This window comes from Pseudomonas sp. LRP2-20 (assembly GCF_024349685.1).
Classification (GTDB): Bacteria; Pseudomonadota; Gammaproteobacteria; order Pseudomonadales; family Pseudomonadaceae; genus Aquipseudomonas.
In genome coordinates, this window is sequence record NZ_AP025944.1 from 219,779 (window position 1) to 246,506 (window position 26,728).

At 63.6% G+C, this 26,728-nt stretch carries 27 protein-coding genes and 1 other RNA gene; 18 read left to right on the forward strand and 10 right to left on the reverse strand.

Features of this window, described 5'->3' with window-relative positions:
* Nucleotides 1–116 precede the first annotated feature (116 nt).
* From trxA to OCX61_RS00850, 5 genes are all read left to right on the forward strand, one after another.
* A complete protein-coding gene (trxA, locus tag OCX61_RS00830; protein WP_085676410.1) occupies nucleotides 117–446 on the forward strand; it encodes a thioredoxin TrxA in 330 nt (109 codons plus the stop codon).
* Nucleotides 447–677: 231 nt separating this feature from the next.
* On the forward strand, nucleotides 678–1,937 hold the full coding sequence (gene rho / locus OCX61_RS00835; RefSeq protein WP_003253661.1) for a transcription termination factor Rho: 1,260 nt from the start codon (nucleotides 678–680) through the stop codon (nucleotides 1,935–1,937).
* A gap of 202 nt (nucleotides 1,938–2,139) precedes the next feature.
* A complete protein-coding gene (gene ubiD / locus OCX61_RS00840) occupies nucleotides 2,140–3,606 on the forward strand; it encodes a 4-hydroxy-3-polyprenylbenzoate decarboxylase (protein WP_060513169.1) in 1,467 nt (488 codons plus the stop codon).
* Nucleotides 3,606–4,574, forward strand: a complete 969-nt coding sequence (locus OCX61_RS00845; RefSeq protein ID WP_261942228.1) for a CDP-6-deoxy-delta-3,4-glucoseen reductase — start codon at nucleotides 3,606–3,608, stop codon at nucleotides 4,572–4,574. The genes ubiD and OCX61_RS00845 overlap by 1 nt, the downstream gene beginning before the upstream one ends.
* Nucleotides 4,575–4,820: 246 nt before the next feature.
* The gene (locus tag OCX61_RS00850) at nucleotides 4,821–5,471 is read left to right on the forward strand and encodes a gamma-glutamylcyclotransferase (protein ID WP_027920868.1); all 651 of its coding nucleotides are present in this window, start codon (nucleotides 4,821–4,823) and stop codon (nucleotides 5,469–5,471) included.
* 115 nt (nucleotides 5,472–5,586) lie between these two features.
* Here OCX61_RS00850 and OCX61_RS00855 read toward each other — a convergent pair whose 3' ends face one another.
* The gene (locus tag OCX61_RS00855) at nucleotides 5,587–6,564 is read right to left on the reverse strand and encodes an NADPH:quinone oxidoreductase family protein (RefSeq protein WP_261942229.1); all 978 of its coding nucleotides are present in this window, start codon (nucleotides 6,562–6,564) and stop codon (nucleotides 5,587–5,589) included.
* Nucleotides 6,565–6,733: 169 nt separating this feature from the next.
* Between OCX61_RS00855 and OCX61_RS00860 the strand changes: the two genes are divergently transcribed.
* Entirely contained in the window at nucleotides 6,734–7,138 is a 405-nt protein-coding gene (locus OCX61_RS00860; RefSeq protein WP_060513239.1) for a flagellar basal body-associated protein FliL, read from the forward strand.
* Nucleotides 7,139–7,309: 171 nt separating this feature from the next.
* Here the strand turns inward: OCX61_RS00860 and OCX61_RS00865 are convergent, their stop codons facing one another.
* Nucleotides 7,310–7,762 (reverse strand): EVE domain-containing protein, encoded by a 453-nt coding sequence (locus OCX61_RS00865; RefSeq protein ID WP_261942230.1) that lies wholly within the window; start codon nucleotides 7,760–7,762, stop codon nucleotides 7,310–7,312.
* 178 nt (nucleotides 7,763–7,940) lie between these two features.
* On the opposite strand from OCX61_RS00865, the gene OCX61_RS00870 reads away from it, so the two are divergent.
* A complete protein-coding gene (locus tag OCX61_RS00870; protein WP_177408540.1) occupies nucleotides 7,941–8,090 on the forward strand; it encodes a hypothetical protein in 150 nt (49 codons plus the stop codon).
* 20 nt (nucleotides 8,091–8,110) lie between these two features.
* Here the strand turns inward: OCX61_RS00870 and OCX61_RS00875 are convergent, their stop codons facing one another.
* The 4 genes from OCX61_RS00875 to OCX61_RS00890 all read right to left on the reverse strand — a co-directional run bounded on the left by OCX61_RS00875 (nucleotide 8,111) and on the right by OCX61_RS00890 (nucleotide 9,472).
* Entirely contained in the window at nucleotides 8,111–8,719 is a 609-nt protein-coding gene (locus OCX61_RS00875) for a 5-formyltetrahydrofolate cyclo-ligase (protein WP_261942231.1), read from the reverse strand.
* Nucleotides 8,720–8,775: 56 nt separating this feature from the next.
* A non-coding RNA gene (ssrS, locus tag OCX61_RS00880) (6S RNA) lies at nucleotides 8,776–8,955 on the reverse strand.
* 17 nt (nucleotides 8,956–8,972) lie between these two features.
* Entirely contained in the window at nucleotides 8,973–9,293 is a 321-nt protein-coding gene (locus tag OCX61_RS00885; RefSeq protein ID WP_261942232.1) for a cell division protein ZapA, read from the reverse strand.
* A complete protein-coding gene (locus OCX61_RS00890; protein WP_029886233.1) occupies nucleotides 9,290–9,472 on the reverse strand; it encodes a TIGR02449 family protein in 183 nt (60 codons plus the stop codon). Before OCX61_RS00890 ends, OCX61_RS00885 begins: the two co-directional genes overlap by 4 nt.
* Before the next feature lie 182 nt (nucleotides 9,473–9,654).
* Here OCX61_RS00890 and OCX61_RS00895 point away from each other — a divergent pair, with 182 nt between their 5' ends.
* The 10 genes from OCX61_RS00895 to gcvP all read left to right on the forward strand — a co-directional run bounded on the left by OCX61_RS00895 (nucleotide 9,655) and on the right by gcvP (nucleotide 21,995).
* Nucleotides 9,655–10,209: a YecA/YgfB family protein gene (locus OCX61_RS00895; protein ID WP_027920874.1), complete on the forward strand. Its 555-nt coding sequence runs from the start codon at nucleotides 9,655–9,657 to the stop codon at nucleotides 10,207–10,209.
* A 22-nt stretch (nucleotides 10,210–10,231) separates the two neighbouring features.
* The gene (gene pepP, locus OCX61_RS00900) at nucleotides 10,232–11,566 is read left to right on the forward strand and encodes a Xaa-Pro aminopeptidase (protein ID WP_261942233.1); all 1,335 of its coding nucleotides are present in this window, start codon (nucleotides 10,232–10,234) and stop codon (nucleotides 11,564–11,566) included.
* A complete protein-coding gene (gene ubiH / locus OCX61_RS00905; protein WP_261942234.1) occupies nucleotides 11,563–12,762 on the forward strand; it encodes a 2-octaprenyl-6-methoxyphenyl hydroxylase in 1,200 nt (399 codons plus the stop codon). The genes pepP and ubiH overlap by 4 nt, the downstream gene beginning before the upstream one ends.
* On the forward strand, nucleotides 12,759–13,241 hold the full coding sequence (locus OCX61_RS00910; RefSeq protein ID WP_261942235.1) for a DUF4442 domain-containing protein: 483 nt from the start codon (nucleotides 12,759–12,761) through the stop codon (nucleotides 13,239–13,241). Before ubiH ends, OCX61_RS00910 begins: the two co-directional genes overlap by 4 nt.
* A gap of 9 nt (nucleotides 13,242–13,250) precedes the next feature.
* A complete protein-coding gene (locus OCX61_RS00915) occupies nucleotides 13,251–14,468 on the forward strand; it encodes a 2-octaprenyl-3-methyl-6-methoxy-1,4-benzoquinol hydroxylase (protein ID WP_261944250.1) in 1,218 nt (405 codons plus the stop codon).
* 115 nt (nucleotides 14,469–14,583) lie between these two features.
* Nucleotides 14,584–15,585 (forward strand): extracellular solute-binding protein, encoded by a 1,002-nt coding sequence (locus tag OCX61_RS00920; RefSeq protein ID WP_261942236.1) that lies wholly within the window; start codon nucleotides 14,584–14,586, stop codon nucleotides 15,583–15,585.
* Between the two features lie 158 nt (nucleotides 15,586–15,743).
* On the forward strand, nucleotides 15,744–17,366 hold the full coding sequence (locus OCX61_RS00925; protein WP_261942237.1) for an ABC transporter permease: 1,623 nt from the start codon (nucleotides 15,744–15,746) through the stop codon (nucleotides 17,364–17,366).
* Between the two features lie 123 nt (nucleotides 17,367–17,489).
* Nucleotides 17,490–18,572 carry a glycine cleavage system aminomethyltransferase GcvT gene (gcvT, locus tag OCX61_RS00930; protein WP_261942238.1) on the forward strand — a complete coding sequence of 361 codons (1,083 nt, stop codon included), beginning with the start codon at nucleotides 17,490–17,492 and terminating at the stop codon, nucleotides 18,570–18,572.
* 48 nt (nucleotides 18,573–18,620) lie between these two features.
* Complete coding sequence (gene gcvH / locus OCX61_RS00935; RefSeq protein ID WP_261942239.1) at nucleotides 18,621–19,004, forward strand: glycine cleavage system protein GcvH; 384 nt, start codon at nucleotides 18,621–18,623, stop codon at nucleotides 19,002–19,004.
* 117 nt (nucleotides 19,005–19,121) lie between these two features.
* Nucleotides 19,122–21,995: an aminomethyl-transferring glycine dehydrogenase gene (gene gcvP, locus OCX61_RS00940; RefSeq protein WP_261942240.1), complete on the forward strand. Its 2,874-nt coding sequence runs from the start codon at nucleotides 19,122–19,124 to the stop codon at nucleotides 21,993–21,995.
* 100 nt (nucleotides 21,996–22,095) lie between these two features.
* Here gcvP and OCX61_RS00945 read toward each other — a convergent pair whose 3' ends face one another.
* The 3 genes from OCX61_RS00945 to OCX61_RS00955 form a co-directional block, all read right to left on the reverse strand.
* Nucleotides 22,096–22,410, reverse strand: coding sequence for a DUF2388 domain-containing protein (locus OCX61_RS00945; protein ID WP_110632695.1), 315 nt, complete (start codon nucleotides 22,408–22,410; stop codon nucleotides 22,096–22,098).
* Between the two features lie 89 nt (nucleotides 22,411–22,499).
* Nucleotides 22,500–24,176 (reverse strand): GspE/PulE family protein, encoded by a 1,677-nt coding sequence (locus OCX61_RS00950; protein WP_261942241.1) that lies wholly within the window; start codon nucleotides 24,174–24,176, stop codon nucleotides 22,500–22,502.
* Between the two features lie 98 nt (nucleotides 24,177–24,274).
* Nucleotides 24,275–24,592, reverse strand: a complete 318-nt coding sequence (locus OCX61_RS00955; protein WP_261942242.1) for an ACT-like domain-containing protein — start codon at nucleotides 24,590–24,592, stop codon at nucleotides 24,275–24,277.
* A gap of 127 nt (nucleotides 24,593–24,719) precedes the next feature.
* Between OCX61_RS00955 and OCX61_RS00960 the strand changes: the two genes are divergently transcribed.
* The gene (locus OCX61_RS00960) at nucleotides 24,720–25,190 is read left to right on the forward strand and encodes an Lrp/AsnC family transcriptional regulator (protein ID WP_261942243.1); all 471 of its coding nucleotides are present in this window, start codon (nucleotides 24,720–24,722) and stop codon (nucleotides 25,188–25,190) included.
* 102 nt (nucleotides 25,191–25,292) lie between these two features.
* On the opposite strand, the gene OCX61_RS00965 is transcribed toward OCX61_RS00960, so the two are convergent.
* Nucleotides 25,293–26,669, reverse strand: coding sequence for a CYTH domain-containing protein (locus OCX61_RS00965; RefSeq protein WP_261942244.1), 1,377 nt, complete (start codon nucleotides 26,667–26,669; stop codon nucleotides 25,293–25,295).
* Between the last annotated feature and the right edge of the window lie 59 nt (nucleotides 26,670–26,728).

The window sequence follows — 26,728 nt, forward strand, 5'->3', positions numbered from 1 at the left end:
TCGATTCGCAGCGTCTTGCACAACTATAGTTACACTCAATCGTCCGTGACTTCCTGTAGGGCCTGGGTACGGCTATCATGGGCCACGTTTTTTTGCTTACGACCCTGGAGATATCCATGAGCAGCGATCTGATCAAACACGTCACCGACGCCACCTTCGATGCCGAAGTCCTGCAGGCTCAAGGCCCGGTGCTGGTCGACTACTGGGCTGAATGGTGCGGTCCATGCAAGATGATCGCTCCGGTTCTGGACGACATCGCCGCTACCTACGAGGGCAAACTGACTGTCGCCAAGCTGAACATCGACGACAACCAGGAAACCCCGGCCAAGCACGGTGTGCGTGGCATTCCGACCCTGATGCTGTTCAAGAACGGCAACGTCGAAGCCACCAAGGTCGGCGCCCTGTCCAAATCGCAGCTGGCCGCGTTCCTCGACGCCCACCTGTGAGGTGATGTGAAAAAGCCCCGCAAATGCGGGGTTTTTCTTTTTCAGAGCACTAGACGCAGAAAAAAGCAAGTGTTACATTCGGCCTCGCACTGCTTCTCCAGTGCCCTCTGCACGCCGTCGCCGAAGCATCCCTAATTCGAATCAGTACGCGATCCTGTCGCCATCTAGCGGCGCGGCTTCATTAAGCCAAAGCTTAATTCTCCCTTCTTACATGATTACGTCATTCCCCTTATGAACCTGACTGAACTCAAGCAAAAGCCGATTACCGATCTTTTGGAAATGGCCGAACAGATGGGCATCGAAAACATGGCCCGTTCGCGCAAACAGGACGTGATTTTCGCCCTGCTGAAGAAGCATGCGAAAAGCGGCGAAGAGATCTCGGGTGACGGCGTGCTGGAGATTCTCCAGGATGGTTTCGGTTTCCTGCGTTCGGCTGATGCGTCCTACCTGGCCGGCCCCGACGACATCTACGTCTCGCCAAGCCAGATCCGCCGCTTCAACCTGCGTACCGGCGACACCATCGTCGGCAAGATCCGCCCACCGAAGGAAGGGGAGCGTTACTTCGCCCTGCTGAAGGTCGACACCATCAACTTCGACCGCCCGGAAAACGCGAAGAACAAGATCCTGTTCGAAAACCTGACGCCGCTGTTCCCGAACAAGCGCCTGAAGATGGAAGCCGGTAACGGCTCCACCGAAGACCTCACCGGTCGCGTCATCGACCTGTGCGCCCCGATCGGCAAAGGCCAGCGTGGCCTGATCGTCGCTCCGCCGAAAGCCGGTAAGACGATCATGCTGCAGAACATCGCGGCGAACATCACCCGTAACAACCCCGAGTGCCACCTGATCGTCCTGCTGATCGACGAGCGCCCGGAAGAAGTGACCGAAATGCAGCGCACCGTGCGCGGCGAAGTGGTTGCCTCGACCTTCGACGAGCCGCCAACCCGCCACGTGCAGGTTGCCGAAATGGTCATCGAGAAGGCCAAGCGCCTGGTCGAGCACAAGAAGGACGTGGTCATCCTGCTGGACTCCATCACCCGTCTGGCACGTGCCTACAACACCGTGATCCCGAGCTCTGGCAAGGTGCTGACCGGTGGTGTCGACGCCCACGCCCTGGAGAAGCCGAAGCGCTTCTTTGGCGCCGCGCGTAACATCGAGGAAGGCGGTTCGCTGACCATCATCGCCACTGCGCTGGTCGAAACCGGCTCGAAGATGGACGAAGTGATCTACGAAGAGTTCAAGGGTACCGGCAACATGGAACTGCCCCTGGACCGTCGTATCGCCGAGAAGCGCGTCTTCCCGGCCATCAACATCAACCGTTCCGGCACTCGCCGCGAAGAGCTGCTGACTGCCGACGACGAACTGCAGCGCATGTGGATCCTGCGCAAGCTGCTGCACCCGATGGACGAGATCGCCGCCATCGAGTTCCTGGTCGACAAGCTCAAGCAGACCAAGACCAATGACGAGTTCTTCCTGTCGATGAAGCGCAAGTAAGCACTTCAAGCCGGAATTGATTGGGGCTGCTTCGCACCCCTTCGCGGGCAAGCCCGCTTCCACAGGTTCAATGCGATCCTTGTGGGAGCGGGCTTGCCCGCGAAGGGGCGCGAAGCGGCCCCAACGCATTTTTGGCCCAAATAAAGCCCGAACGGCGCTACACTCTGCACCCCGACCGATACGGCCAACACGAGGCTCATGCATGCAGTATCGCGATTTGCGCGACTTCATCCGTGGCCTGGAGCAGCGCGGTGAACTCAAGCGCATCCAGGTTCCGATTTCCCCAGTCCTGGAAATGACCGAGGTCTGCGACCGCACCCTGCGCGCCAAGGGCCCGGCGTTGCTGTTCGAAAAGCCCACGGGCTTCGACATCCCGGTGCTGGGCAACCTGTTCGGCACGCCCGAACGCGTGGCCATGGGCATGGGCGCCGAGTCGGTCGACGAACTGCGCGAGATCGGCAAGCTGCTGGCCTTCCTCAAGGAGCCTGAGCCGCCAAAAGGCCTGAAAGACGCCTGGTCCAAGCTGCCGATCTTCAAGAAGGTCGTGTCGATGGCGCCGAAGGTGGTCAAGGACGCGGTGTGCCAGGAAGTGGTCGTCGAGGGCGATGATGTCGACCTCGGCCAGCTGCCGATCCAGCACTGCTGGCCGGGCGACGTGGCGCCGCTGATCACCTGGGGCCTGACCGTGACCCGCGGCCCGAACAAGGACCGCCAGAACCTGGGCATCTACCGCCAACAGGTGATCGGCCGCAACAAGGTGATCATGCGGTGGCTGAGCCACCGTGGCGGCGCCCTGGATTATCGCGAGTGGTGCGAGAAGAATCCGGGCCAGCCGTTCCCGGTCGCCGTGGCCCTGGGCGCTGACCCGGCAACCATCCTTGGCGCCGTGACGCCAGTGCCGGACACCCTTTCCGAGTATGCCTTCGCCGGCCTGCTGCGCGGCAACCGTACCGAGCTGGTCAAGTGCCGTGGCAGCAACCTGCAGGTGCCGGCCACCGCCGAGATCATCCTCGAAGGTGTGATCCACCCGGGCGAAATGGCCCCGGAAGGTCCGTATGGCGACCATACCGGTTACTACAATGAAGTGGACAGCTTCCCGGTGTTCACCGTCGAGCGCATCACCCACCGGCAGAAGCCGATCTACCACAGCACCTACACCGGCCGGCCGCCGGATGAGCCGGCGATCCTCGGTGTGGCGCTGAATGAAGTGTTCGTGCCGATCCTGCAGAAGCAGTTCCCGGAAATCGTCGACTTCTACCTGCCGCCGGAAGGCTGCTCGTACCGCATGGCGGTGGTGACCATGAAAAAGCAGTACCCGGGCCACGCCAAGCGCGTGATGCTGGGTGTGTGGTCGTTCCTGCGACAGTTCATGTACACCAAGTTCGTTATTGTCACTGACGACGATATCAACGCCCGCGACTGGAACGATGTGATCTGGGCCATCACCACGCGCATGGACCCCAAGCGTGATACGGTGATGATCGACAACACGCCGATCGATTACCTGGACTTCGCGTCGCCGGTATCGGGGCTGGGGTCGAAGATGGGCCTGGACGCCACGCACAAGTGGCCGGGCGAGACTACACGCGAATGGGGCCGGGTCATCGTCAAGGACGAGGCCGTCACCCGCCGTATCGATGAGCTGTGGGATCAGTTGGGAATAGATTGATGCAGGTAACGTTGCAGCCGTCCGGGGCGGTGCTGGCGCTCGAACCCGGGGAACGGATCCTGGATGGAGCGCGGCGGCTGGGCTATGACTGCCCGAACAGCTGCCGCAATGGCAATTGCCATGTCTGCGCCGCGTTGTTGGTCGAAGGAAGCGTGCGTCAGGACGGTGAAGTCCGTGACCATGGCGAGTTGTTCACCTGCATTGCCGAACCACTGGAGGACTGTGTGTTGCTCTGGGATGGCGTGCTCGCCCTGGGTGAGCTGCCAGTGCGCAAGCTGGCGTGCAGCGTGAGCGAATGCGTCGAGGTCGGTGGCGACGTCTGGCGCGTGCGCTTGCGCGCGCCGGCCGGCAAGCCGCCGCGTTACCATGCCGGGCAGTACTTGATGATCGAGCGCGAGGGCGGCAAGCAGGCGGCCTTCTCGCTGGCCTCTGCGCCGCATTCCGGGCGAGATCTGGAGCTGCATGTGCTGGTCCGAGAGGCCAGCGCCCAGCAACTGCTGGCACAGCTGCAACGCGACCGCGTGGCGCGCATCGAAATGCCGTTTGGCGATACCCACCTGGCCGAGTTGCCTGACGGGCCACTGGTGCTGATTGCCGCCGGTACCGGCATGGGGCAAATGCACAGCCTGGTCGAACATTGCCGCGCCCAAGGCTTCAAGCATCCGGTGCACCTGTACTGGGGCGTGCGTCGTCCGGAAGACTTCTACACCATCGAGCATTGGGCCGAATGGCAGCGCTTGCCCAACCTGTTCCTGCACAAGGTGGTCAGTGACCTGTGTGGCTGGGAAGGGCGCTGCGGCATGCTGCACGAAGCGGTGTGCGAGGACGTGAAAGACCTCAATAGCGTGCATGTGTATGCCAGCGGCTCGCCGAACATGGTCTACGCCACCCTCGACGCTCTGGTCGAGGCTGGCATGGATGCGCACCGCATGCGTGCCGATGTGTTTGCCTACGCACCACGCGGTTAATAACCGAAGTTTCAAGTAGCGGGTATAAGGCGGTAATTATTACCGCCTGAGCCACTAACTTTCACCGCTTTCGGAATAATAATTCCCAGTCGTCGGAACTGTGCGTGAAACTTGCTCGCCAGGGCTTGAGCATTCTCCTGTTTCTATCCTATGGTTAATGCAAGCGCCCTTGGCGCGGCGGCGCAGGCCGCATGGCACACGACTCTCGCTACGTCTGTAGTACACGGGGAATAATGGCGGCAGCTAATGTCGGCACTTGAAAGTTTGTCCTGGGAAGTTGCTTATCCTCCGACGCTCGACTTCGGTCAGCAACTGACCCGTGAGCAATTGCTCAACTCCATGCAAACCACCATGTCTCGCCATGAAGGTGGCCCCGTCTGGTTGTTTGCCTATGGTTCGTTGATCTGGCGGCCGGAATGCAATTCCGTGGAGCGCCAGCGGGCGCGAGTGCATGGTTATCACCGCGGGTTGTACCTGTGGTCGCACGAGCACCGGGGCACGCCGGAAACGCCAGGCCTGGTGTTCGGCCTTGATCGCGGCGGCTCCTGCAGCGGTTTTGCCTACCGCCTGGATGAAAGCAACCTGGATGATTCGCTGATGGCCCTGTGGCAGCGGGAGATGCCTTATCCGGCGTATCGGCCGCACTGGCTCAGCTGCCGGCTGGGTGATGGCAGCAAGGTGCAGGCGCTGGGGTTTGTGCTGGAGCGGCACTTGCCGTGCTATGCAGGCAACCTGCCGGATACCTTGCTCAGCCAGATTCTGGCCAGCGCCAAGGGGCGTTATGGCACGACGCGGGATTATGTCGAGCAGACCCTGAATGCGCTGCGCAGCCACCAGATGCCGGATCGCAACCTCGAGGCTCGGTTCAGGCGTTGCCATAACCTGCGCGAACTTTGATTGGGCGACTGGCCCTTTCGCGGGGCAAGCCCGCTCCCACAGGTACTTCACAAACGTCCAGGATTGTAAGGGACCTGTGGGAGCGGGCTTGCCCCGCGAAAGGGCCGGGCCTTCCCTAATTGGCCAGCACCACCAACTTACCCACAGCCCGCCGCTGCCCAAGCGCTTCAATCGCAGCCCCGGCTTCAGCCAGTGGATAAGTCCTCGACACCAATGGCTTCAGCTTGCCTTCGGCATGCCAGGCAAACAACTGCCGGAAGTTGGCGGTATTGTCCTCTGGCTGGCGCTGGGCAAACGCGCCCCAGAACACCCCAAGTACCGCCGCCCCCTTGAGCAGCACCAGGTTCGCCGCCATCTGCGGTATGGTCCCGCTGGCAAACCCCACCACCAGCAGCCGGCCCTGCCATGCCAGACCGCGCACGGCTTGGTCGAACAGCTCGCCACCCACTGGGTCGTAGATCACATCGACGCCCTGGCCGCCGGTCAGGCGCTTGATTTCTTCCTTGAGGCTGGCCTGGCTGTAGTCGATCAACTCGTCAGCCCCGGCAGCCTTGGCTACGACAAGTTTCTCGGCGCTACTGGCTGCGGCGATCACTTTTGCGCCCATGGCCTTGCCGATTTCCACCGCTGCCAGGCCAACACCACCCGATGCGCCGAGCACCAGCAGGGTTTCGCCGGGCTGCAGCTGGCCGCGCTGCTTGAGCGCATGCATCGAGGTGCCATAAGTCATGCCGAACGCGGCGGCAGTGGTAAAATCCATGTGCTCGGGAATCGGCATCACGTTGTAGAACGGTACCGCCACCTGCTCGGCGAACGCCCCCCAGCCGGTCAGGGCCATCACCCGGTCGCCCACCTTGAAGGTGCTGGCCCGTTCGCCGACCGCGGCGACCACACCTGCAGCCTCGCCGCCCGGGGAGAACGGCAGGGGTGGCTGGAACTGGTATTTGCCTTCGATGATCAGCGTGTCGGGGAAGTTGACCCCGGCAGCCTGCACGTCGAGCAGGATCTCGTTCTTCTTCGGCAGAGGGCTGGCCACGTCCTCCAGTACCAGGTCGCGAGCCGGGCCCAGGGTTTTGCACAACACAGCTTTCATCGGGGCTATTCCTTTGCGTGTAGTGGCCGATAAGTGTAGGAGGGTCGCCTGCCGGGTCAACGAGCATGGCCGGCCCTGATGTGCGGGTATAAGTGCTGGCATAAGCCCGGGCTTGGGTTTGAGCGGCATGCTGGGTAAGCTGGCGCCAACTGTTTCTAGGAGCGAATTCGTGAAAGCGTGGATCTTGATGGTGCTGGCGCTGATGCTGCCAGCGGCGGCCATGGCCGAGGAAGCCAAGGAAGGGGAACCGAAGGTTTCCTATATCACCCTGAGCCCGCCCTTCGTCGGCAATTACGCCCTCGATGGCAGCCCCAAGCTGCGCGTGTACAAGGCCGATGTGGCCCTGCGTGTGACCGGCGACGCCGCAGCAACTGCGGTCAAGCATCAGGAACCGCTGATCCGCAACCAGCTGGTGGCACTGTTCACCCAGCAGACTGTTGAGACCATGAGCAACGTCGACGCCAAGGAAAAGCTGCGTCAGGAAGCGTTGAAGCAGGTGCAGCAGGTGATGGAAGCGGAAGAGGGCAAGCCGATTGTCGAGGATCTGCTGTTCAATAACCTGATCGTGCAGTGAGTCGAACCTCACGGGCCCCTCGGGGATGTGGTCGAAACGCTGAAGCTAGCGCGATCACTGTGGGAGCGGGTTTACCCGCGAAGAATCCAGCGCAGTTTATGGCACCGGCTCCGCCGGTGTTCGCGGGTAAACCCGCTCCCACAGGAAATGCGTCGGGGCCGGCGAGTGCGTTCAGCGCGCCAGGGCGATGATCGCCGCCCACTGCTCTTCAGTCACCGGCATCACCGACAACCGTGTGCCTTTCTGCACCAGCGGCAACTCTGCCAGCGCACTCTGCTGCTTGAGCAAGCCCAGCCCCAGCACCTGCCGGAATGTCTTCACGTGGGCTACGTCCACCGCGCTCCACGGGTTCTTCTCGGCATTGGCCTTGGGGTCGAAGTAGTGGCTTTCCGGGTCCAGCGCCGTGGGGTCCGGGTAGGCCGCCGCCGTGATCCGGGCGATGCCGGCAATGCCCGGCTGTGGGCAGCTGGAGTGGTAAAAGAAGAACTCGTCGCCCTCGCTCATGGCCCGCATGAAATTGCGCGCCTGGTAGTTGCGTACGCCATCCCAGCGCGCCTCACCCAGGCGACCAAGGCCTTCGATCGAGAGCTCGTCGGGCTCGGACTTCATCAGCCAATAGGCCATGGATACTGCTCCTGAAAAGGTTTGAAATAACCTGTTGCACGAAACCGACAGCCGGTTGGCGTCAACGTTTGCGTGGCGACTCAGGTTGTCGGAAAATGCGCCGATTTTAAAGCTAGACGCTCCGGCGGCACCTAGAAGGTCGCCGAGCCTGAACGTATGCCTAGGGGGGCATTCTTCGATGAATCAACGCAAACCGGATCTACTGTGGATCCTGGTCTTCATCTTTGGACTGGGTGTGGTCACCACCGGTTATGCCCAGGGCATCTGGGAGAAAAAGCTGGATACCGCCTATCAGACTCCGGTCGACGCCAATCCGCAGCAACGTTGATGCCCCCTCGCTGACGCCGCTCAGTTCGGCGCCAGGTACCAGGCTCGGTCGCTTACCGTGCCCTGCAGTGGTACATCCCAACTGGCTTGTGCCAGTCGCTCTACCTTCTGGCATTCATGTGCCAGCCCCAGCAGCAGCGGTTTCTTCCAGGTCTTGCGGCGCGCCTGGTAGGCCAGGCTGCGGTCGTAGAACCCCCCGCCCATGCCCAGTCGCCCGCCGACTTCATCGAAACCGACCAACGGCAACAGGATCAGGTCCAGCGACCAGATCGGGCGCTGGCGCCTGCGATCGGTCAATGGTTCTGGAATACGGAAGCGGTTGCGCTTGAGTTTTTCGCCCTGTTCGAAACGCTGGAACACCATGCGCGTGCGCGGCCAGGCATGCAGCACTGGCAGGTAGGTGCGTTTGCCCCGGCGCTGGGCCTCGCGCAGCAGCAGGCGCGGGTCGATTTCACCGTCGTTGGGCAGGTACAGGGCGATATGCCGGGCGCGGCGGAACAAAGGGTGCTGCGCCAACTGGCGGTACAGGCCGCGTGAGGCCTGGTGTTGCTGGGCGGGTGTAAGGGCGCGGCGGGCGTTGCGTAGCAGGCGACGAAGCTGGGGGCGGGTGAGCGGCGCAGTTTCGGTCATGGCACTGGCTATCCCAGGTGTCGGTTTGCCCAGCTGAGCGCTGGGCAGGAAGAATCAGGCTCCCCGATAAGACCGCTATCGGTGTAGCCCTTGAACCCGAAAGTTCAAGGTGGAGATTGCAGGGGGCGTTAAGGCTTTCCGTCGGGCGGACATGCACACCGGCCCCAGCGTGCAACCCCCGTGGTTGTGCGTATCGGCTCAGGGACATAACCGACTGGCGCATCCCCCAGGGAGTGGCGCCAGTATACCAATCTCAGGGGTTTTTGGTACCCGCATCGTCGGACAAAGCCTGATCGACCCGCTCCAGCAGGTCGCGTACCTGTTCACGGCTGGTGCCACTCACCGGCGCGTCGCTGCGGTCTTCCTGGCGGTGCAGCATTTCGTGAGTGATGTTCAACGCCGCCATGACCGCAATGCGGTCGGCCCCGATCACCTTGCCGCTGCTGCGGATCTCGCGCATCTTGCCATCCAGGTAGCGCGCCGCGCTGACCAGGTTGTTGCGCTCTTCCGGCGGGCAGATGATCGAATACTCCTTGTCGAGGATCTGCACGGTGACGCTATTGCTTGAACTCATGAGTCTTGCTCCAGGGCCTTCAGGCGTAAAATCATCGACTCGACCTTGCGCTTGGCGATCTCGTTCTTTTCGATGAGGTGGGCGCGCTCCTCGCGCCAGGATTTTTCCTGAGCTACTAGGAGTGCATTTTGCCGTTTTAGTTGCTCGACGCGTTCGATCAGCAACTCGAATCGGCTCATCAGCGCTTGCAGGTCGTTCTCTTGCGTGGGTTGCACTCGATTCGCTCCGTCGTTGAATCACCCTGCGATGATGCCTCTCCCCGCGCAGCGGCGGCCAGTGCCGATGGTCTTGGCGCGCCTGCCGGTGCTAGGATACAAGGTCTTCATTCTAGTCAAATGCGCCGTCTGGCGCCTAGCCGACCATGCCTAATACTCAATCGCCTTACGTTGCCTTCGCCATGCTGCTCTCCAGCAATGGCCACCCTGTAACCCCTGCCGAGCTGCATGGCCTGTTGATCGGGCGCAGCTGTGCCGGTGCAGGCTTCGATGCCGAGGCCTGGCTGGCCGATGCCGCCCAACTGCTGGAAACCGAACCCGGCGACACCGTGCGCAACGCCCTGATCGGCCTGCAAGAGATGGTCAAGGGCGAGCTGAACAGCGAAGACATGGCCATCGTCCTGCTGCTGCCTAGCGACGATGCCGCACTGGCTGACCGCGCCGAGGCACTGGGCCAGTGGTGCCAGGGCTTCATCACCGGTTTTGGCCTGAACGCAGGTGGCAAGGACCTGTCTACCGAAGCCAAGGAAGTGCTGCAGGACCTGGTGGCGATTTCCCAGGTCCAGGAAGCACTCGAAGAATCCGAAGACGGCGAGAGCGACTACATGGAAGTCATGGAGTACCTGCGCGTCGCACCGCTGCTGCTGTACACGGAGCTGGCCGCGCCTGCCGCACCCGCGCCAAAACCTTCGCTGCACTGATCAACCGGGGGTAGTTCTGCCCATGAGCCACATACCCAAGGCCGAGTATGCCCGTCGGCGCAAGGCGCTGATGGCGCAGATGGTCCCCAACAGCATCGCCATCCTGCCCGCCGCCGCCGTTGCCATCCGCAACCGCGACGTCGAGCACGTGTACCGCCAGGACAGCGATTTCCAGTACCTCAGCGGCTTCCCCGAGCCCGAAGCGGTGATTGCCCTGATCCCTGGTCGCGAGCATGGCGAGTACGTGTTGTTCTGCCGCGAGCGCAACCCGGAGCGCGAGCAATGGGACGGGCTGCGTGCCGGCCAGGAAGGTGCCGTCCGTGACTTTGGCGCGGACGATGCGTTCCCGATCACCGATATCGACGAGATCCTGCCGGGCCTGATCGAAGGCCGCGAACGGGTCTACAGCGCCATGGGCAGCAATGCGGAGTTCGACCGCCGGCTGATGGACTGGATCAACGTGATCCGCTCCAAGGCACGCCTCGGCGCCCAGCCGCCGAACGAGTTCGTTGCGCTGGATCATCTGCTGCACGACATGCGCCTGTATAAATCGGCAGCGGAAGTGAAGGTGATGCGTACCGCCGCAGATATCTCCGCGCGCGCCCATGTGCGGGCCATGCAGGCCTGCCGCGCAGGGCTGCACGAATACAGCCTGGAAGCCGAGCTGGACTATGAGTTCCGCAAGGGCGGGGCAAAGATGCCGGCCTACGGTTCGATCGTCGCCGCCGGGCGCAATGGCTGCATCCTGCATTACCAGCAGAACGATGCCCCGCTCAAGGACGGCGACCTGGTGCTGATCGATGCCGGTTGCGAGATCGACTGCTACGCCAGCGACATCACCCGTACCTTCCCGGTCAGCGGGCGTTTTTCGCCCGAGCAGAAGGCCATCTACGAGCTGGTGCTCAAGGCCCAGGCCGCTGCCTTTGCCGAGATTGCCCCAGGCAAGCACTGGAACCACGCCCACGAGGCGACCGTGCGGGTCATCACCGAAGGCCTGGTGGACCTCGGCTTGCTCAAGGGTGAAGTGCAGGCACTGATCGACAGCGAGGCCTACCGGGCGTTCTACATGCACCGCGCCGGGCACTGGCTGGGCATGGATGTGCACGATGTCGGCGAATACAAGGTCGGTGGCGAGTGGCGGGTGCTGGAGCCCGGCATGGCGCTGACTGTCGAGCCAGGCATCTACATTGCCGCCGACAACCAGGAGGTCGCGAAGAAATGGCGCGGCATCGGCATCAGGATCGAGGATGACGTGGTAGTGACCAAGCAAGGTTGTGAAATCCTGACCTCGGGTGTGCCCCGCACGGTCGCCGAGATCGAGGCGCTGATGCAGGCTGCACGTAAGGACGCGGCATGAGCCGGGTCAACCTGGCGATCATCGGCGGCGGGCTGGTCGGTGCGAGCCTGGCCCTGGCCCTGCAGGCCGGCGCCAAGGCGCGCGGCTGGAAGATCCTGTTGATCGAGCCGTTCGCCCCCGGCGACAGCTTCCAGCCCAGCTACGATGCGCGTTCTTCGGCGCTGTCGTTTGGCACCCGGCAGATTTACCAGCACCTTGGCCTGTGGCAAACCATCAGCGCGCGCGCCGAGCCGATCCGGCAAATCCAGGTTTCCGACCGTGGCCGCTTCGGCGCCACCCGCCTGGACGCCATGGAAGAAGGCGTGCCGGCCCTGGGTTACGTGGTGGAAAACGCCTGGCTCGGGCAATGCCTGTGGCAAGGGCTGGACAGTGAGGTGGTGAGCTGGCGCTGCCCGGCCGAAGTGAAGGCGATGCAGGCCATCGAGGGTGGCTACCGCCTGCTGCTGGATGACGACACCAGCCTGGAATGCGACCTCGCCGTGCTGGCCGATGGCGGCCGCTCCGGTCTGCGCGAGCAGTTGGGCATTCATGTGCGCCGTACCCCCTACGAACAGAGCGCACTGATCGCCAACATCACCCCTGGCGAGGCCCACTGTGGCCAAGCCTTCGAGCGCTTCACCGAGCAAGGCCCGATGGCCTTGCTGCCATTGCCGGAAAACCGCTGCGCGCTGGTCTGGACACGGCAAGGGATGGATGCCCGGCGCCTGGCCGAGATCGACGAGCGCAGCTTCCTGCGCGAGTTGCAGGATGCCTTTGGCTACCGCCTCGGTGCCCTGCGCCAGGTCGGTGCGCGGCATCTCTATCCGCTGGCGCTGATCGAGGCCGAAGAGCAGGTGCGGCCACACCTGGTGGTGCTGGGCAACGCGGCGCACAGCCTGCACCCGATCGCCGGCCAAGGCTTCAACCTGTCGTTGCGTGACGTGCAGTCGCTGGCCGATGCCCTGTTGGCGGGCCCACAGCATCCGGGCGACCTGGCCAGCCTGCAGGCCTATCGCCAGCGCCAGCGTCTCGATCAGGCGCTGACCATCGGCTTCTCCGACCAGGTCACCCGCCTGTTCGGCAGCAATCAGCCGCTGTTGGCGGCCGGGCGCAATCTCGGCCTGCTCGGGCTCGACCTGCTGCCACCGGCAAAAAGCTGGTTCGCCCGGCAGGCCATGGGCCTGGGTACCCGCCCAGACCCGCGGGGCCAGGCATGAGCAACCCACGCAGGCTGGCGCGCCGGGCGCGCATGTTGCGCTGGCTGCTGAACTTCTACCCGCCCTACATCGGTGCCGGTATCCGCATCCAGCACATCAGCCCGGACATGCGCAGCGTCAAGGTACGCATGAAGCTGACCCGCTGGAACCGCAACTACGTCGGCACCCAGTTTGGCGGCAGCCTGTACTCGATGGTCGACCCGTTCTACATGCTGCTGCTTATCGAGCAGCTGGGCCGCGAATACATCGTCTGGGACAAGGCCGCCAGCATTGACTTCATCGCCCCAGGCAAGAGCACGGTGTACGCCGAATTCCACGTCGATGATGCGCTGCTGGATGAGATTCGCCAGCAGACCGCCGGCGGTAAGAAATACCTGCCCCGTGTGCAGGTCGATATCCGTGACGAAGCCGGCGAGCTGGTGGCACGGGTCGATAAAACCCTATACGTGCGGCTCAAGCCGCAAGCGAGGCAGGCGTAAGGCATGGAAATGCGCGCAGATCTGTTGATTGTCGGTGCCGGTATGGTCGGCAGCGCCCTGGCCCTGGCGCTTCGCCACAGCGGCCTGGAAATTCTCCTGCTCGATGGCGGCCCGCTGTCGGTCAAACCGTTCGACGGCGCCGCACCGTTCGAACCACGGGTGAGTGCCTTGTCGGCGGCCAGCCAGCGCATCCTTGAGCGCCTGGGTGCCTGGGAAGGCATCGCCAGTCGGCGCGTGTCGCCGTATTCCGACATGCATGTATGGGATGGCAGCGGTACCGGTCAGATTCATTTCTCGGCAGCCAGCGTGCATGCCCAGGTGCTCGGCCATATCGTCGAGAACCGGGTGGTACAGGACGGTCTGCTCGAGTGCCTGCACGACAGCGACATCGGCCTGTTGCCCAATGCCCGTCTGGAGCAGCTGCGCCGCTCCGGTGACGAATGGCTGCTGACCCTTGCCGATGGCCGCCAGCTGCGCACACCGTTGGTGGTAGCCGCCGACGGCGCCAACTCGGCGGTGCGCCGACTGGCCGGTTGCCAGACCCGCGAATGGGATTATCTGCATCACGCGATCGTCACCAGCGTGCGCTGCAGTGCCGCGCACCAGGCCACCGCCTGGCAGCGGTTCACCGATGAGGGGCCGCTGGCGTTCCTGCCGTTGTCGCGTGACGGCAAGCAGGACTGGTGCTCGATCGTCTGGTCGACGACGCCAGAGCAGGCCGAGCAGGTCATGGCGCTGGATGAACAGGCCTTCCTCAAGGCCCTGGAGCGTGCCTTCGAGGGGCGTCTGGGCGATGTGCTGGAAGCCGACCCGCGCGTCTGCGTGCCGTTGCGCCAGCGCCACGCCAAGCGCTACGTGGACGAAGGGCTGGTGCTGATCGGCGATGCCGCGCACACCATTCATCCGTTGGCCGGGCAGGGTGTCAACCTGGGCTTCCTCGATGCTGCCGTGCTGGCCGAGGTGCTGGAGAATGCCTGCGCGCGTGGTGAGCGGTTGGCGGATGTGAAGGTGCTCAGCCGTTATGAGCGCCGGCGCATGCCGCACAACCTGGCGTTGATGGCGGCGATGGAGGGTTTTGAGCGGTTGTTCCAGGCCAACCCGCTGCCGTTGCGCTGGTTGCGTAACAGCGGGTTGAAGCTGGTGGAGCAGATGCCGGAAGCCAAGGCGATGTTCGTGCGCCAGGCCCTGGGGTTGACCGGGGACCTCCCGGAGCTGGCCAAGGCTTGAGCTGGTGGGGCCGCAAAGCGGCCCCTTGCAACATTCGGTAACTGCTCGGTAGATGAGCTGGAAAATGGGATTCACTACCATTTGCACCTCTCATACGATCCGAGGAGTGCTTTCCATGTTGCCACGCAAGCCCCTATTGGCCGCCCTGGCCCTGACCCTGTTCGGCGGCACAGCCCAGGCGGCGGACGAAGTGGTGGTGTACTCCTCGCGCATCGACGAGCTGATCAAACCGGTATTCGACGCCTACACTGCCAAGACCGGGGTCAAGGTCAAGTTCATCACCGACAAGGAAGCCCCGCTGATGCAGCGCATCAAGGCCGAGGGCGAGAACGGTGTGGCCGACCTGCTGCTCACGGTCGATGCCGGCAACCTTTGGCAGGCCGAGCAGATGGGCATCCTGCAACCGATCAAGTCGGACATCATCGACCAGAACATCCCACCGCAGTACCGCGCTTCCTCCCATGACTGGACCGGCCTGAGCCTGCGCGCGCGGACCATCATCTACTCCACCGAGCGGGTAAAGCCGGCCGAGCTGACCACCTACGAAGCCCTCGCCGACAAACAATGGGAAGGGCGTCTGTGCCTGCGTACGGCGAAGAAGGTGTACAACCAGTCGCTGACCGCCACGCTGATCGAGAACCACGGCGAGGCCAAGGCCGAACAGATCGTCAAAGGCTGGGTCAGCAACCTGTCCACCGATGTGTTCTCCGACGACAACGCCGTGATCCAGGCCATCGAAGCCGGCCAGTGCGACGTGGGCGTGGTCAACACCTACTACTACGGCCGCCTGCACGCCCAGAACCCGAAACTGCCGGTGAAGATCTTCTGGCCCAACCAGGGTGACCGTGGCGTACACGTCAACCTGTCGGGCATCGGCCTGACCAAGCATGCGCCACACCCGGAAGCCGCCAAGAAGCTGGTCGAGTGGATGACCGGCGAGGAGGCGCAGAAGCTGTTCGCCGACATCAACCAGGAGTTCCCGGCCAACCCGAAGGTCAAGCCGTCGGATGAAGTAGCGGCCTGGGGCAGCTTCAAGGCCGACAGCATTCCTGTGGAAGTGGCCGGCCAGCGCCAGGCCGAGGCCATCCGCCTGATGGACCGGGCTGGCTGGCGTTAAGCACCAGGCTTTACTCTTCCGGGGCCTGACAGGGCCCCTTCGCGGGTAAACCCGCTCCCACAGGTTGCGCCATCCTGAAGGGCGATGATGTTCCTGTGGGAGCGGGTTTACCCGCGAACGACCGCGCAGCGGTCACTATCGCAACCGAGAATTCAACCTTGCCGCACACCCCACAACGCCGCTGGTACCTCCCGGTCACCCTGACCGCTGCCCTGGTCCTCTTGCCCCTGAGCGTCCTGCTGCTGTCCTGGCAGTCGGTCGACCTGCAGATCTGGTCACACCTGCTCGACACCCAGATGGGCCGCCTACTGGGCAATACCGCGACGCTGGTGGTAGGCGTCGGTATCGGCGTCACCCTGCTCGGCGTCAGCCTGGCCTGGCTCACCAGCCTCTGTGAGTTCCCTGGCCGGCGCTGGCTCGATTGGGCACTGATGTTGCCGTTCGCCATCCCGGCCTACGTGCTGGCCTTCGTCTTCGTCGGCCTGCTCGACTTTGCCGGCCCGGTGCAGAGCGCCCTGCGCGAGGTGTTCGGGCCCATGCGCCTGCCACGGGTACGTTCCACCGGTGGAGTGATCATCGTCCTGGTGCTGGTGTTCTACCCCTATGTCTACCTGTTGGCGCGCACGGCGTTCCTGGCCCAGGGCAAGGGCTTGATGGAGGCTGCGCGGGTGCTTGGCCTGTCACCGCTGCAAGCCTTCTGGCGGGTAGCCCTGCCGATGGCGCGGCCAGCGATTGGTGCGGGTGTCGCCCTGGCGCTGATGGAGACCCTGGCCGATTTCGGCGCCGTGGCGGTGTTCAATTTCGATACCTTCACCACGGCCATCTACAAGACCTGGTACGGCTTCTTCAGCCTGTCCAGCGCGGCCCAGCTGGCCAGCCTGCTGCTGTTGGCGGTGATGCTGGTGCTGTACGGCGAGCGCCGCGCCCGTGGCGCTACCCGCAGCGGCAACGAGCGCCCGCGCGGGCAGGCGCTTTACCACTTGCGCGGGGTCAAGGCGCTGCTGGCCAGCGGCTGGTGCCTGCTGGTGTTCGCCTGCGCTTTCGTCATTCCACTGCTGCAGTTGCTGGCGTGGTTCTGGCAGCGCGGTCGGCATGACCTGGACGAGCGGTATATCGGCCTGGTGCTGCACACCTTGTACCTGGGCGGCATGGCCGCTCTGATCACCGTTTGCGTGGCCCTGCTGCTGGCCTTCGCCCGCCGTCAGGCACCGACCGGCGGCATCCGCGCAGGCGTCGGCCTGGCCAACCTGGGCTATGCCTTGCCCGGCTCGGTGCTGGCAGTGTCGATCATGCTGGCCTTCAGTTACCTGGACAATCAGTTGGTCATTCCGCTGTCGAGCTGGTTGGGTGGCGCGGGCAAGCCGTTGTTGCTGGGCAGCCTGGCCGCTTTGCTGCTGGCCTACCTGGTGCGCTTCATCGCCGTGGCCTATGGCCCGTTGGAGAGCAGCCTGGAACGTATCCGCCCGTCATTGCCGGAGGCCTCGCGCAGCCTCGGCGTCGGTGGCGTGGGTTTGTTTTTCAAGGTGTATCTGCCGCTGCTGGTTCCTGGGGCCCTGAGTGCCGCGTTGCTGGTATTTGTCGATGTGCTCAAGGAAATGCCCGCCACCTTGCTGATGCGCCCGTTCGGCTGGGACACCTTGGCGGTCAGGGTGTTCGAGATGACCAGCGAAGGCGAATGGGCGCGCGCCTCGCTACCGGCGCTGACCTTGGTGCTGGTAGGGCTGTTGCCGGTCATCGGGCTGATCCGCCGTTCCGCTCGGCGTACGGGTCACAGTCACTGAGGATGCCAGCTTGCGCCCTTGCGGCTACAATGCGCGGCATTCGCGCGGCGGGTCCTACAAGAAGAGCTGACGATTAAACGTCATCGACCGCCGCCGCTTCGCCACGCCCGGAAGGAGAAACCCATGGGACAGCGCACGCTTTTGTACGACTTGCACCTGGCGCTCGGCGCCAAGACGGTCGATTTCGGTGGCTGGGACATGCCGCTGCACTATGGCTCGCAGGTCGAGGAGCACCACCAGGTGCGCAGCGACTGCGGTGTCTTCGATGTTTCCCACATGACAGTCATCGACATTGCTGGTGACGACGCCACACCCTGGCTGCAACGTCTGCTGGCCAACGACGTGGCCCGTCTCGACGGCACCGGCAAGGCGCTGTACAGCCCGCTGCTCAACGATGATGGCGGGGTTATCGACGACCTGATCGTCTATCGCACCCAAGGCGGTTACCGCCTGGTCACCAACGCGGCCACGCGGGCGAAGGTCATCGCTTGGCTGCAGCTGCAGAGCGCCGGTTTCAGCGTCTCGTTCGACGTGCGTCCGGACCTGGCCATCCTTGCCATCCAGGGCCCCCATGCCCGCGAGAAAGTCGCCGCGCTGCTGAGCCCAGCTCGCGCCGCGCTGATCCGTGAGCTGCGCCCGTTCGAAGGTGTTGCCGAAGGTGACTGGTTCATCGCCCGCACCGGCTACACCGGTGAAGACGGCCTGGAAATCATCCTGCCGGGCGACCAGGCTGTAGCCTTCTTCAACGACCTGGTCGGCGCCGGCATCGCGCCGAGCGGCCTGGGCGCGCGCGACACCCTGCGCCTGGAAGCCGGCATGAACCTGTACGGCCAGGATATCGACGAGAACCACACCCCGCTGACCTCCAACCTGGGTTGGTGTATCGCCTGGGAGCCAGCCGAACGCAACTTCGTCGGTCGTACCGGCCTGCTGGCGGAAATCGAGCGCGGTGTGCAGGAAAAACTGGTTGGCCTGGTGCTCGAAGAGCGTGGTGTGCTGCGCGCCCACCAGGTGGTTCGTGTAGCCGGGATTGGCGAAGGGGAGATCACCAGTGGTAGTTTCTCGCCTACGCTGAGCAAGTCCATTGCACTGGCGCGTGTGCCCATGGCTACGGGTGACCGTGCCGAGGTCGAGATCCGCGGCAAATGGTACCCGGTGCGGGTGGTCAAGCCGACCTTCGTGCGCCAAGGCAAGATTCTGATCTGAACATTCAACGGCGGGCCGAACCGCTGACCCAAACGAGGAATTCAAGACATGAGCAATATCCCCGCCGATCTGCGTTTCGCCGAAAGCCACGAGTGGGCGCGCCTGGAAGCTGACGGCAGCGTCACCGTAGGCATCAGCGACCACGCCCAGCAAGCGCTGGGTGATGTGGTGTTCGTCGAGCTGGCCGAAGTCGGCAAGGTGTTCGCTGCTGGCGACGCTGCAGGCGTGGTCGAATCGGTCAAGGCCGCGTCCGACATCTATGCGCCGGTTTCCGGTGAAGTGATCGCGGTCAACGAAGAACTGGCCGACAGCCCGGAACTGCTCAACGAAGAACCGTACGAATCGTGGATCTTCAAGCTCAAGCCAAGCAACCCGGCCGAGCTCGACAAGCTGCTGGATGCCGCTGGCTACAAAGCCGCCATCGGCGAGTAAAACTGCGTCGCCCGCGAAAAGGCCGGCCTTGCCAACGCAAGTTTTCCCGCAGTATCGGCGATCCCTTCCTAGACTTATAAGTCTCCATGAGACCTGGTCTAGGAAGAGAGCGTCGACATGTCCCAGTCGCCATCCCTGCATCAACTGCAAGAGCTCAACCCTTTCCTGCGCCGCCACCTGGGGCCCGATGCCTCGGAGCAGCAGGCAATGCTCAGCGCCCTCGGCCTCAGCAGCCGTAGCGAGCTGATCGAGCAGACCGTGCCGCCAGGCATCCGCTTCAACCGCGCCCTCGACCTGCCACCGGCCCTGGATGAACAGGCTGCGTTGGCCAAGCTCGCAGGCTTCGCCGAGCAGAACCAGGTGTGGACCAGCCTCATCGGCATGGGCTACCACGGCACCGTCACGCCCACTGTCATCTTGCGCAACGTGCTGGAAAACCCCGGCTGGTACACCGCCTATACGCCCTATCAGCCCGAAATCGCCCAAGGCCGGCTGGAGGCGCTGCTCAATTTCCAGCAGATGGTCATCGACCTCACCGGGCTGGCGCTGGCCAATGCGTCATTGCTCGACGAAGCCACGGCGGCTGCCGAAGCCATGGCCCTGGCCAAGCGGGTGGCGCGCAACAAGAGCAACGCGTTCTTTGCCGACGAGCATTGCCATCCACAGACCTTGTCGGTGCTGAAAACCCGCGCGGAAGGGTTTGGTTTCCAACTGATCGTCGACGCCGTGGATAACCTTTCAAGGCACCAGGTTTTCGGCGCTTTGCTGCAATACCCGGATACCCATGGCGAGGTGCGCGACCTGCGCCCGTTCATCGACCAGTTGCACAGCCAGCAGGCCCTGGCCTGCGTGGCCGCCGACCTGCTCAGCCTGGTGGTGCTGACGCCCCCCGGCGAACTCGGCGCCGATGTGGTGCTGGGTTCGACCCAGCGCTTTGGCGTACCTATGGGTTACGGCGGCCCACACGCCGCCTATTTTGCTTGCCGTGACGACTACAAGCGGGCGATGCCCGGGCGCATCATTGGCGTGTCCCGTGATGCCCGTGGCAATACTGCGCTGCGCATGGCCCTGCAGACCCGCGAGCAGCATATCCGCCGCGAAAAGGCCAACTCCAACATCTGCACGGCCCAGGTGCTGTTGGCCAACATCGCCGGTTTCTATGCGGTGTATCACGGCCCTGAAGGCCTGCAGCGCATTGCCCAGCGCGTGCACCGGCTGACCTTCGTGCTGGCAGCAGGCCTTGAGGCAAAAGGCATCAAGCGCCTCAACCAGCACTTTTTCGACACCTTGACCCTGGACGTCGGTGGCGCCCAGGCCGCGATCATCGAGAGCGCCGAAGCCGCTCGCATCAACCTGCGCATTCTAGGCCGCGGCCATCTGGGGGTGAGCCTGGACGAAACCTGTAGCGAAGCCACCGTGCTGCGGCTGCTGGATATTTTCCTGGGCGTGGATCACGGCCTGGATATCGCCACGCTCGACCAGCACGCGCTGCCTGAAGGCATCCCCGCGGCGCTGGTGCGACGTACGCCGTTCCTCAGCCACCCGGTCTTCAACCTGCACCACAGCGAAACCGAGATGCTGCGCTACCTCAAGCAGCTGGAAAACAAGGACCTGGCGCTGAACCAGTCGATGATCCCGCTTGGCTCCTGCACCATGAAGCTCAATGCCACCAGCGAGATGATCCCCATCACCTGGCCCGCTTTCGCCCAGCTTCACCCCTTTGCACCCGCGGCACAGACGACGGGCTACAAGGCGATGATCGACGAGCTGGAAAGCTGGTTGTGCGCCATTACCGGCTTCGATGCCATCTGCATGCAACCCAACTCCGGCGCCCAGGGCGAATACGCCGGGCTCATGGCCATCACTCGTTATCACCGCAGCCGTCATCAGCCGCAGCGCACGCTGTGCCTGATCCCGTCGTCGGCCCACGGCACCAACCCGGCGTCGGCGCAGATGGCTGGCATGGAAGTGGTGATCGTCGATTGTGACGATGCTGGCAACGTCGATCTCGAAGACCTCAAGGCCAAGGCCCATGCCGCCGGCGACAAGTTGTCATGCCTGATGGTCACCTATCCCTCGACCCATGGCGTGTACGAAGAGGGCATCCGCGAGATCTGCGAGGTGGTCCACCAGCACGGCGGCCAGGTGTACATGGACGGCGCCAACCTCAACGCCCAGGTCGGCCTGGCGCGGCCGGCGGATATCGGCGCCGATGTTTCGCACATGAACCTGCACAAGACCTTCTGCATTCCCCATGGCGGCGGCGGCCCGGGCATGGGGCCGATCGGCATCCGTGCTCACCTGAAACCGTTCGTCGCCAGCCACCCGGTGGTGCCGGTGCCGGGGCTGGACCCGAACAACACAGCGGTCAGTGCCGCGCCTTGGGGCAGTGCCAGCATCCTGCCGATCAGCTGGATGTACATCGCCATGATGGGCCCGCAGCTTGCTGACGCGAGTGAAGTGGCGATCCTTTCGGCCAACTACCTGGCCAGCCAGCTTGGCGGTGCGTTCCCGGTGTTGTACCGCGGGCGCAACCAGCGCGTGGCACATGAGTGCATCCTCGACCTACGGCCGCTCAAGGCGCAGACCGGCATCACTGAAGAGGACGTGGCCAAGCGCCTGATGGACTATGGCTTCCACGCCCCGACCATGTCGTTCCCGGTGCCGGGCACCCTGATGGTCGAGCCGACTGAAAGCGAGTCCAAGGCCGAGCTGGACCGTTTCGTCGAAGCGATGCTGGCGATACGGGCGGAAATTGCCGAGGTGCAGGAGGGACGCTGGCCGGCGGAGGACAACCCGCTCAAACATGCGCCGCATACCTTGGCTGATGTGCTGGCGCCGTGGGCCCGGCCTTACAGCCTGGAACAGGCGATTGCACCCAGTGCCCATGTGCGGCTGCACAAGTACTGGCCAGCGGTGAACCGGGTCGACAATGTGTATGGGGACAGAAATCTGTTCTGTGCTTGCGTGCCGGTGGAGGCTTACCGGTAGGGCATTGGATCGGCACAGGCTTCTTCGCGGGTATGGCGCAGCACGTGAGAGCGATGCGGCCCCTGTGGGAGCGGGTTTACCCGCGAAGAAGGTGGCGCGGTTACTCGGCTACCGCGTTCTTGGCCAGGATGGCATTGGCCAGTTCCATGTCCGAAGCTTGCATCCCTGGGTTCTCGGCACGCACCTGCTGCAGCGCCTGCTCAAGGAACGGCCCGCGAATCGCCCCCTCACTGGCGACGAAGCTGCCGGCGTCATCCTGCGCCGCGAGTACCAGCTTGTGGTCGTGCGAAGTGATATAGCTCGACGCCGTGGTCGCGCCCGAGGTCATTACGTTACGCCAGAAGGTATCGGCCATGGCGGAGCCAACAGGCAGCGAAAGCAGGGCAGCCGCTGCAATGGCGGTTTTGAGACGCATGATGAAACACCTCGAAGGGTGAGGGTTGGAGATGGCCGCTTTGATCCAGAAAAAGGGCCGCAAGTTCCTTGAATACAAGGGTTTTTTGCTCAGGAACAGACCCGCAGCACCTCCTCGGGACGGGTCAGCCCACGGGCCACTTTCGCCTCCCCGCAGCTGCGCAAATCCTGCAACCCTTCAGCTAGAGCCTGCCGTTGCAGTTCGGCCAGATCGGTGCCGGCGCCTATCCGCGCACGCAGGTTCTCGCTCAGTACCAGCAGTTCAAACAAACCCGTACGGCCACGGTAGCCGGTGCCCCGGCAAACCTGGCAAGTATCGCTTGACGGGCGGCCCAGGCATGCGTGGCAGAGCAAGCGGACCAGGCGTTGGGCCATGACGCCGCCGAGGGTCGCCCGGATCAGGTAATCGGCCACCCCCAGCTCCAGCAGGCGGGTAATGGCGCTGCAGGTGTCATTGGTGTGCAGGGTCGAAAGCACCAGGTGGCCGGTGAGCGCCGCTTGAACCGCTACCAGCGCGGTCTCGCGGTCGCGGATCTCGCCGATCATGATGATGTCCGGGTCCTGGCGCAGCAGGGCGCGCACGCCATCGGCAAATCCCAGGCCCAGGGCAGGCTGCACCTGCAACTGGTTGAACGCTGGCTCCAGGCGCTCGATCGGGTCTTCAATGGTGCACAGGTTGACCTGCGGCGTGGCCAGCAGCTTGAGGCTGGCGTAGAGCGTGCTGGTCTTGCCGGAGCCGGTAGGTCCGGTGACCAGCAGGATGCCCTGGCGGCGCTGCAACAGCATTTGCCACTGGAGCAGCTGCTCGCCTTCCAGGCCCAACTGGTCGAAGTCTTCCTGCAGCTGGCGCGGGTCGAACAAGCGCAGCACCAGTTTTTCACCAAAGGGGGTCGGCAGCGTCGAGAGGCGCAGCTCCACCTCGCTGCCGCCTGGCAGGCTGCTCTTGACCCGGCCGTCCTGCGGGCGGCGTTTTTCCGCTACATCCATGCGCCCCAGGTGTTTCAGGCGGCTGACCACGGCCAGGGTGACACTGGCGGGGAAGGCATAGACCGTGTGCAGCAGGCCGTCGATGCGGTAGCGCAGGTGGCCTTGTTCGCGACGCGGCTCCAGGTGGATATCGCTGGCGCGTTGCTCGATCGCATACTGCAGCAGCCAGTCGACGATATGCACGATGTGCGCATCGTCGGCGGTGTCCTGTGCCTGGCGCTTGCCCAACTCGAGCAAGTGTTCGAGCTCGCCCAGGCTGGTCGCTTGCTGATGCTGCGCACCTTGTACCGAGTGAGCCAGGCGAAACAGTGACTGGCCCAGCTGGCGGATCTGCAGCGGGCTGGCCAGCACGCGGCGGATCGGCTTGCCCAGGCTGCGTGCCAGGTCGGCTTGCCACAGTTGCTGATAGGGCTCGGCGCTGGCCACGGTGATGGCGTTGGCATCGTTGGCCACGATCAGGATGCCGTGGCGCTGTGCGAAGGCAGGGGAGATCAGGCCATTGACCTGGGCCAGGTCGAGTTGCATGGGGTCGATGCGCAGGTAAGGTTGGCCGACCTTTTGCGCCAGCCATTGGCAGAGGGTGTCCAGGTTCAGCTGCTGGCCTGGCTGGCTGCGATCTTCCAGGCCCAACGCCGCGATGGTTTCAAGCGGGTGCTGAGCGCTGTATCGGCAGGCTTGTTCGCGAACCAGGCATGAATCGTTGGCGGTCAGATGCTGGTCGGCTTGCAAGGCGTCCAGCAGGCTTTTGAGGTCGAGGGGTTGCTCGTCGGAAGTGAACATCGGCGGCGTCCGTGCCTTGAGAGAGTCATTGCTCAAGGCTAGCCGTGCCTGGCCCAGCCAGGCACGGGAAAGAATTACGGAATTTTGCGCCCCGGGCTTCAGCCCACCGCCAGCTCCAGGCGGGCCAGGTTTTCCAGGCTCACCTCCCCGACACACACCAGGTTGCGCAGTTTTTGCTCGATCACTTGCGCCCGATGCCAGCTCAAGCCGCCGATACCGACCTCGATGGCGAGCCAGTCTTCCTGCTGGCTGACCTGCACACTGTGGGGCGTGAGGAACTGTAGGGCAAACAGGTTGAGCACACGGCACAGGGTATCCGGCTCGGCTTCGGCCTGCAGGCGATAGCGCACGGTGCTGTGGCTGGTGTTGGCGGCCCAGGCATCGCTGCGGGGCAGGGGGCGTTCGAGTGCGTTCATGCTGGGTCTCCGCAAATGTGGGAGAAATTCTTGCACGTCCAGGCCGGTATTTTTTCGCTATGATTCCAACGATTAACTGCTGCTGCAGATAGATCAATTCGAATATTTGTGTTTTGGGGAATTATTTATGCAAGGCGAGCTGGATGCCTACGACCGGCGCATTCTCGAGTTGCTGCAAGAGGACGCGTCGCTATCCAGCGCGCAGATCGCCGAGCGTGTGGGGCTGTCGCAATCGCCCTGCTGGCGCAGGATTCAGCGCCTGAAAGAGGAAGGAGTGATTCGTGGGCAGGTGACCCTGCTGGACCGCAAGAAGGTCGGCCTGAACACGCAGATCTTCGCCGAGGTGAAACTCAACGCCCATGGCCGTTCCAACTTCACCGAGTTTACCGAGGCGATCCGCGGCTTTCCGGAAGTGCTGGAGTGCTATGTACTGATGGGGGCGGTGGACTTCCTGCTGCGCATCGTCACCGCGGATATCGAGGCATATGAGCGCTTCTTCTTCGAAAAGCTGTCGAACGTGCCAGGGATTCAGGAAGTGAACTCGATTGTGGCGCTGTCGGAGATCAAGTCCACCACCTGCCTGCCACTGTCGAGGTAGAGCCATTCGCGGGGCAAGCCCGCTCCCACATGACCTTCCACAGGCCTCAGGCCTGTTGTCATCTGTGGGAGCGGGCTTGCCCGCGAAGCAGCAGACGCGCTATCAAGCCTTGAGCAGGTGCTTCCAGCCACGGCTCTGATCAACCGCCCGAGCCTGCTCGATACGCGCTTCCAGCAGTTCGCCAGGCTCTTCGCCCAACGGCAGTTCTGCCAGTTCATGCAGCTTCTTCAGGTCGCCGTACAGGCGGTCCATCTGCGGTGCCTCGAGTACCTGACGGGCATGGTGCAGCCAGGCCAGCAACTGTTCGATACGCGGCAACTGTTCGGCCAGGTCTTCCGGGCGCTGGGTGTACAGCGGCAGCTTCAGCGCGCGGCCTTCCTCACCCAGCAGGTGCGCCAGCCAGCTGGCCAGCTGCGCCTTGCCCTGGCGCTCACCCCGGCCTTTGCGTTCCACGGTCCAGGCACGGGCCAGCAACCAGCGCGAGGTTTCCAGGGAGAACTGGCCCCAGCGCACGTCCTCGAGCTCTTCGATGAACTGTTCAGGCGCGGCACGGCGGATGTCTTCGTCGTCATTGCCGGCCTGCACCAGCGGGCGCCAGTCTTCCAGCAGCGCATCGAGGCTGGCGCGCAGCTCGCGGGTGGTCGCGCGTGGCGCGGCCTGGCCCAGGCTGGCAACCAGTGCGCGCAGTTCGGCCAGGCACTGCACCCAATCCTGCAGCAGGCGCCAGTGGCCATTGTGGCGGTACTGTTCGGCCAGGCGCTGGCTGCTGCCCAGCAACTGCCAGGCGAGGGCGGTGAAGGCGTCGTCCACGGCCGTTTCGGCGTCCAGCTCGGTGGTTGGCAGGCCCAGCTCGTAGCTGTCCGGCTCCAGCAGGCGGTAGCCGCGCTCGGCCTTGCTGATGTCGCACGGCATCAGCGGCAGGCTGGCGGCCAGCTCGGCGGCCAGCTCCAGCAGCGCTTCAGGGGCGCCTTCGCGCAGCTCCAGTTCGAGCTCGCAGATCTCTTCCTTTTGCTTGCCGGCGATCACGAAGCCCTGGTCCAGCGCGGCCTCGATCACCACCTTGCTCTTGCCACGGCCCCAGGCGATTTCGGCGAACTCGCGGGTGAAGTCGGTGGTGAACAGCGGCTTGATGGTTTTCTTGTCCAGCTCGGCCAGTTGCTCCGGCCAGCAGCTGGCGTCGAGCTTTTTCAGGTCGAGCTTGACCTTGTCCAGGTGCCATTCGTATTCGTTGCGCTCGGACAGCCCGGCGACGCTCTGGCCGCGGCACTTCAGGGTCTGGATGATCTGTTCGCCGTCGCGGCGCAGGCGCAGGGCGACACGGGCAGCGGAGAGCTCGCGCGCAGGGGTGTCGAAGTACTGGTTGAGCAGCTCGCGGGTCTGCCAGCCGGACTTGTTGCGCTTTTTCAGCAGGGGGTGCTCGCGCAGGGCTGCCAGGGTCTCGCGACTGGCGCGGAGCTTGAGTTCGGTTTCTTTGTACATCGCAGGCTCGAAGGAGGGCGTGATAGCCGTGCAGTCTACAGGACTGGGCCGGCAACGGT

What these genes read in the sequence shown, in the direction of transcription:
- trxA (WP_085676410.1), top strand. Translation starts at nt 117, where the DNA reads ATGAGCAGCGATCTGATCAAACACGTCACCGACGCCACCTTCGATGCC.
- rho (WP_003253661.1), top strand. Translation starts at nt 678, where the DNA reads ATGAACCTGACTGAACTCAAGCAAAAGCCGATTACCGATCTTTTGGAA.
- ubiD (WP_060513169.1), top strand. Translation starts at nt 2,140, where the DNA reads ATGCAGTATCGCGATTTGCGCGACTTCATCCGTGGCCTGGAGCAGCGC.
- OCX61_RS00845 (WP_261942228.1), top strand. Translation starts at nt 3,606, where the DNA reads ATGCAGGTAACGTTGCAGCCGTCCGGGGCGGTGCTGGCGCTCGAACCC.
- OCX61_RS00850 (WP_027920868.1), top strand. Translation starts at nt 4,821, where the DNA reads ATGTCGGCACTTGAAAGTTTGTCCTGGGAAGTTGCTTATCCTCCGACG.
- OCX61_RS00855 (WP_261942229.1), bottom strand. Translation starts at nt 6,564, where the DNA reads ATGAAAGCTGTGTTGTGCAAAACCCTGGGCCCGGCTCGCGACCTGGTA.
- OCX61_RS00865 (WP_261942230.1), bottom strand. Translation starts at nt 7,762, where the DNA reads ATGGCCTATTGGCTGATGAAGTCCGAGCCCGACGAGCTCTCGATCGAA.
- OCX61_RS00870 (WP_177408540.1), top strand. Translation starts at nt 7,941, where the DNA reads ATGAATCAACGCAAACCGGATCTACTGTGGATCCTGGTCTTCATCTTT.
- OCX61_RS00875 (WP_261942231.1), bottom strand. Translation starts at nt 8,719, where the DNA reads ATGACCGAAACTGCGCCGCTCACCCGCCCCCAGCTTCGTCGCCTGCTA.
- OCX61_RS00885 (WP_261942232.1), bottom strand. Translation starts at nt 9,293, where the DNA reads ATGAGTTCAAGCAATAGCGTCACCGTGCAGATCCTCGACAAGGAGTAT.
- OCX61_RS00890 (WP_029886233.1), bottom strand. Translation starts at nt 9,472, where the DNA reads ATGAGCCGATTCGAGTTGCTGATCGAACGCGTCGAGCAACTAAAACGG.
- OCX61_RS00895 (WP_027920874.1), top strand. Translation starts at nt 9,655, where the DNA reads ATGCCTAATACTCAATCGCCTTACGTTGCCTTCGCCATGCTGCTCTCC.
- pepP (WP_261942233.1), top strand. Translation starts at nt 10,232, where the DNA reads ATGAGCCACATACCCAAGGCCGAGTATGCCCGTCGGCGCAAGGCGCTG.
- ubiH (WP_261942234.1), top strand. Translation starts at nt 11,563, where the DNA reads ATGAGCCGGGTCAACCTGGCGATCATCGGCGGCGGGCTGGTCGGTGCG.
- OCX61_RS00910 (WP_261942235.1), top strand. Translation starts at nt 12,759, where the DNA reads ATGAGCAACCCACGCAGGCTGGCGCGCCGGGCGCGCATGTTGCGCTGG.
- OCX61_RS00915 (WP_261944250.1), top strand. Translation starts at nt 13,251, where the DNA reads ATGCGCGCAGATCTGTTGATTGTCGGTGCCGGTATGGTCGGCAGCGCC.
- OCX61_RS00920 (WP_261942236.1), top strand. Translation starts at nt 14,584, where the DNA reads ATGTTGCCACGCAAGCCCCTATTGGCCGCCCTGGCCCTGACCCTGTTC.
- gcvT (WP_261942238.1), top strand. Translation starts at nt 17,490, where the DNA reads ATGGGACAGCGCACGCTTTTGTACGACTTGCACCTGGCGCTCGGCGCC.
- gcvH (WP_261942239.1), top strand. Translation starts at nt 18,621, where the DNA reads ATGAGCAATATCCCCGCCGATCTGCGTTTCGCCGAAAGCCACGAGTGG.
- gcvP (WP_261942240.1), top strand. Translation starts at nt 19,122, where the DNA reads ATGTCCCAGTCGCCATCCCTGCATCAACTGCAAGAGCTCAACCCTTTC.
- OCX61_RS00945 (WP_110632695.1), bottom strand. Translation starts at nt 22,410, where the DNA reads ATGCGTCTCAAAACCGCCATTGCAGCGGCTGCCCTGCTTTCGCTGCCT.
- OCX61_RS00950 (WP_261942241.1), bottom strand. Translation starts at nt 24,176, where the DNA reads ATGTTCACTTCCGACGAGCAACCCCTCGACCTCAAAAGCCTGCTGGAC.
- OCX61_RS00955 (WP_261942242.1), bottom strand. Translation starts at nt 24,592, where the DNA reads ATGAACGCACTCGAACGCCCCCTGCCCCGCAGCGATGCCTGGGCCGCC.
- OCX61_RS00960 (WP_261942243.1), top strand. Translation starts at nt 24,720, where the DNA reads ATGCAAGGCGAGCTGGATGCCTACGACCGGCGCATTCTCGAGTTGCTG.
- OCX61_RS00965 (WP_261942244.1), bottom strand. Translation starts at nt 26,669, where the DNA reads ATGTACAAAGAAACCGAACTCAAGCTCCGCGCCAGTCGCGAGACCCTG.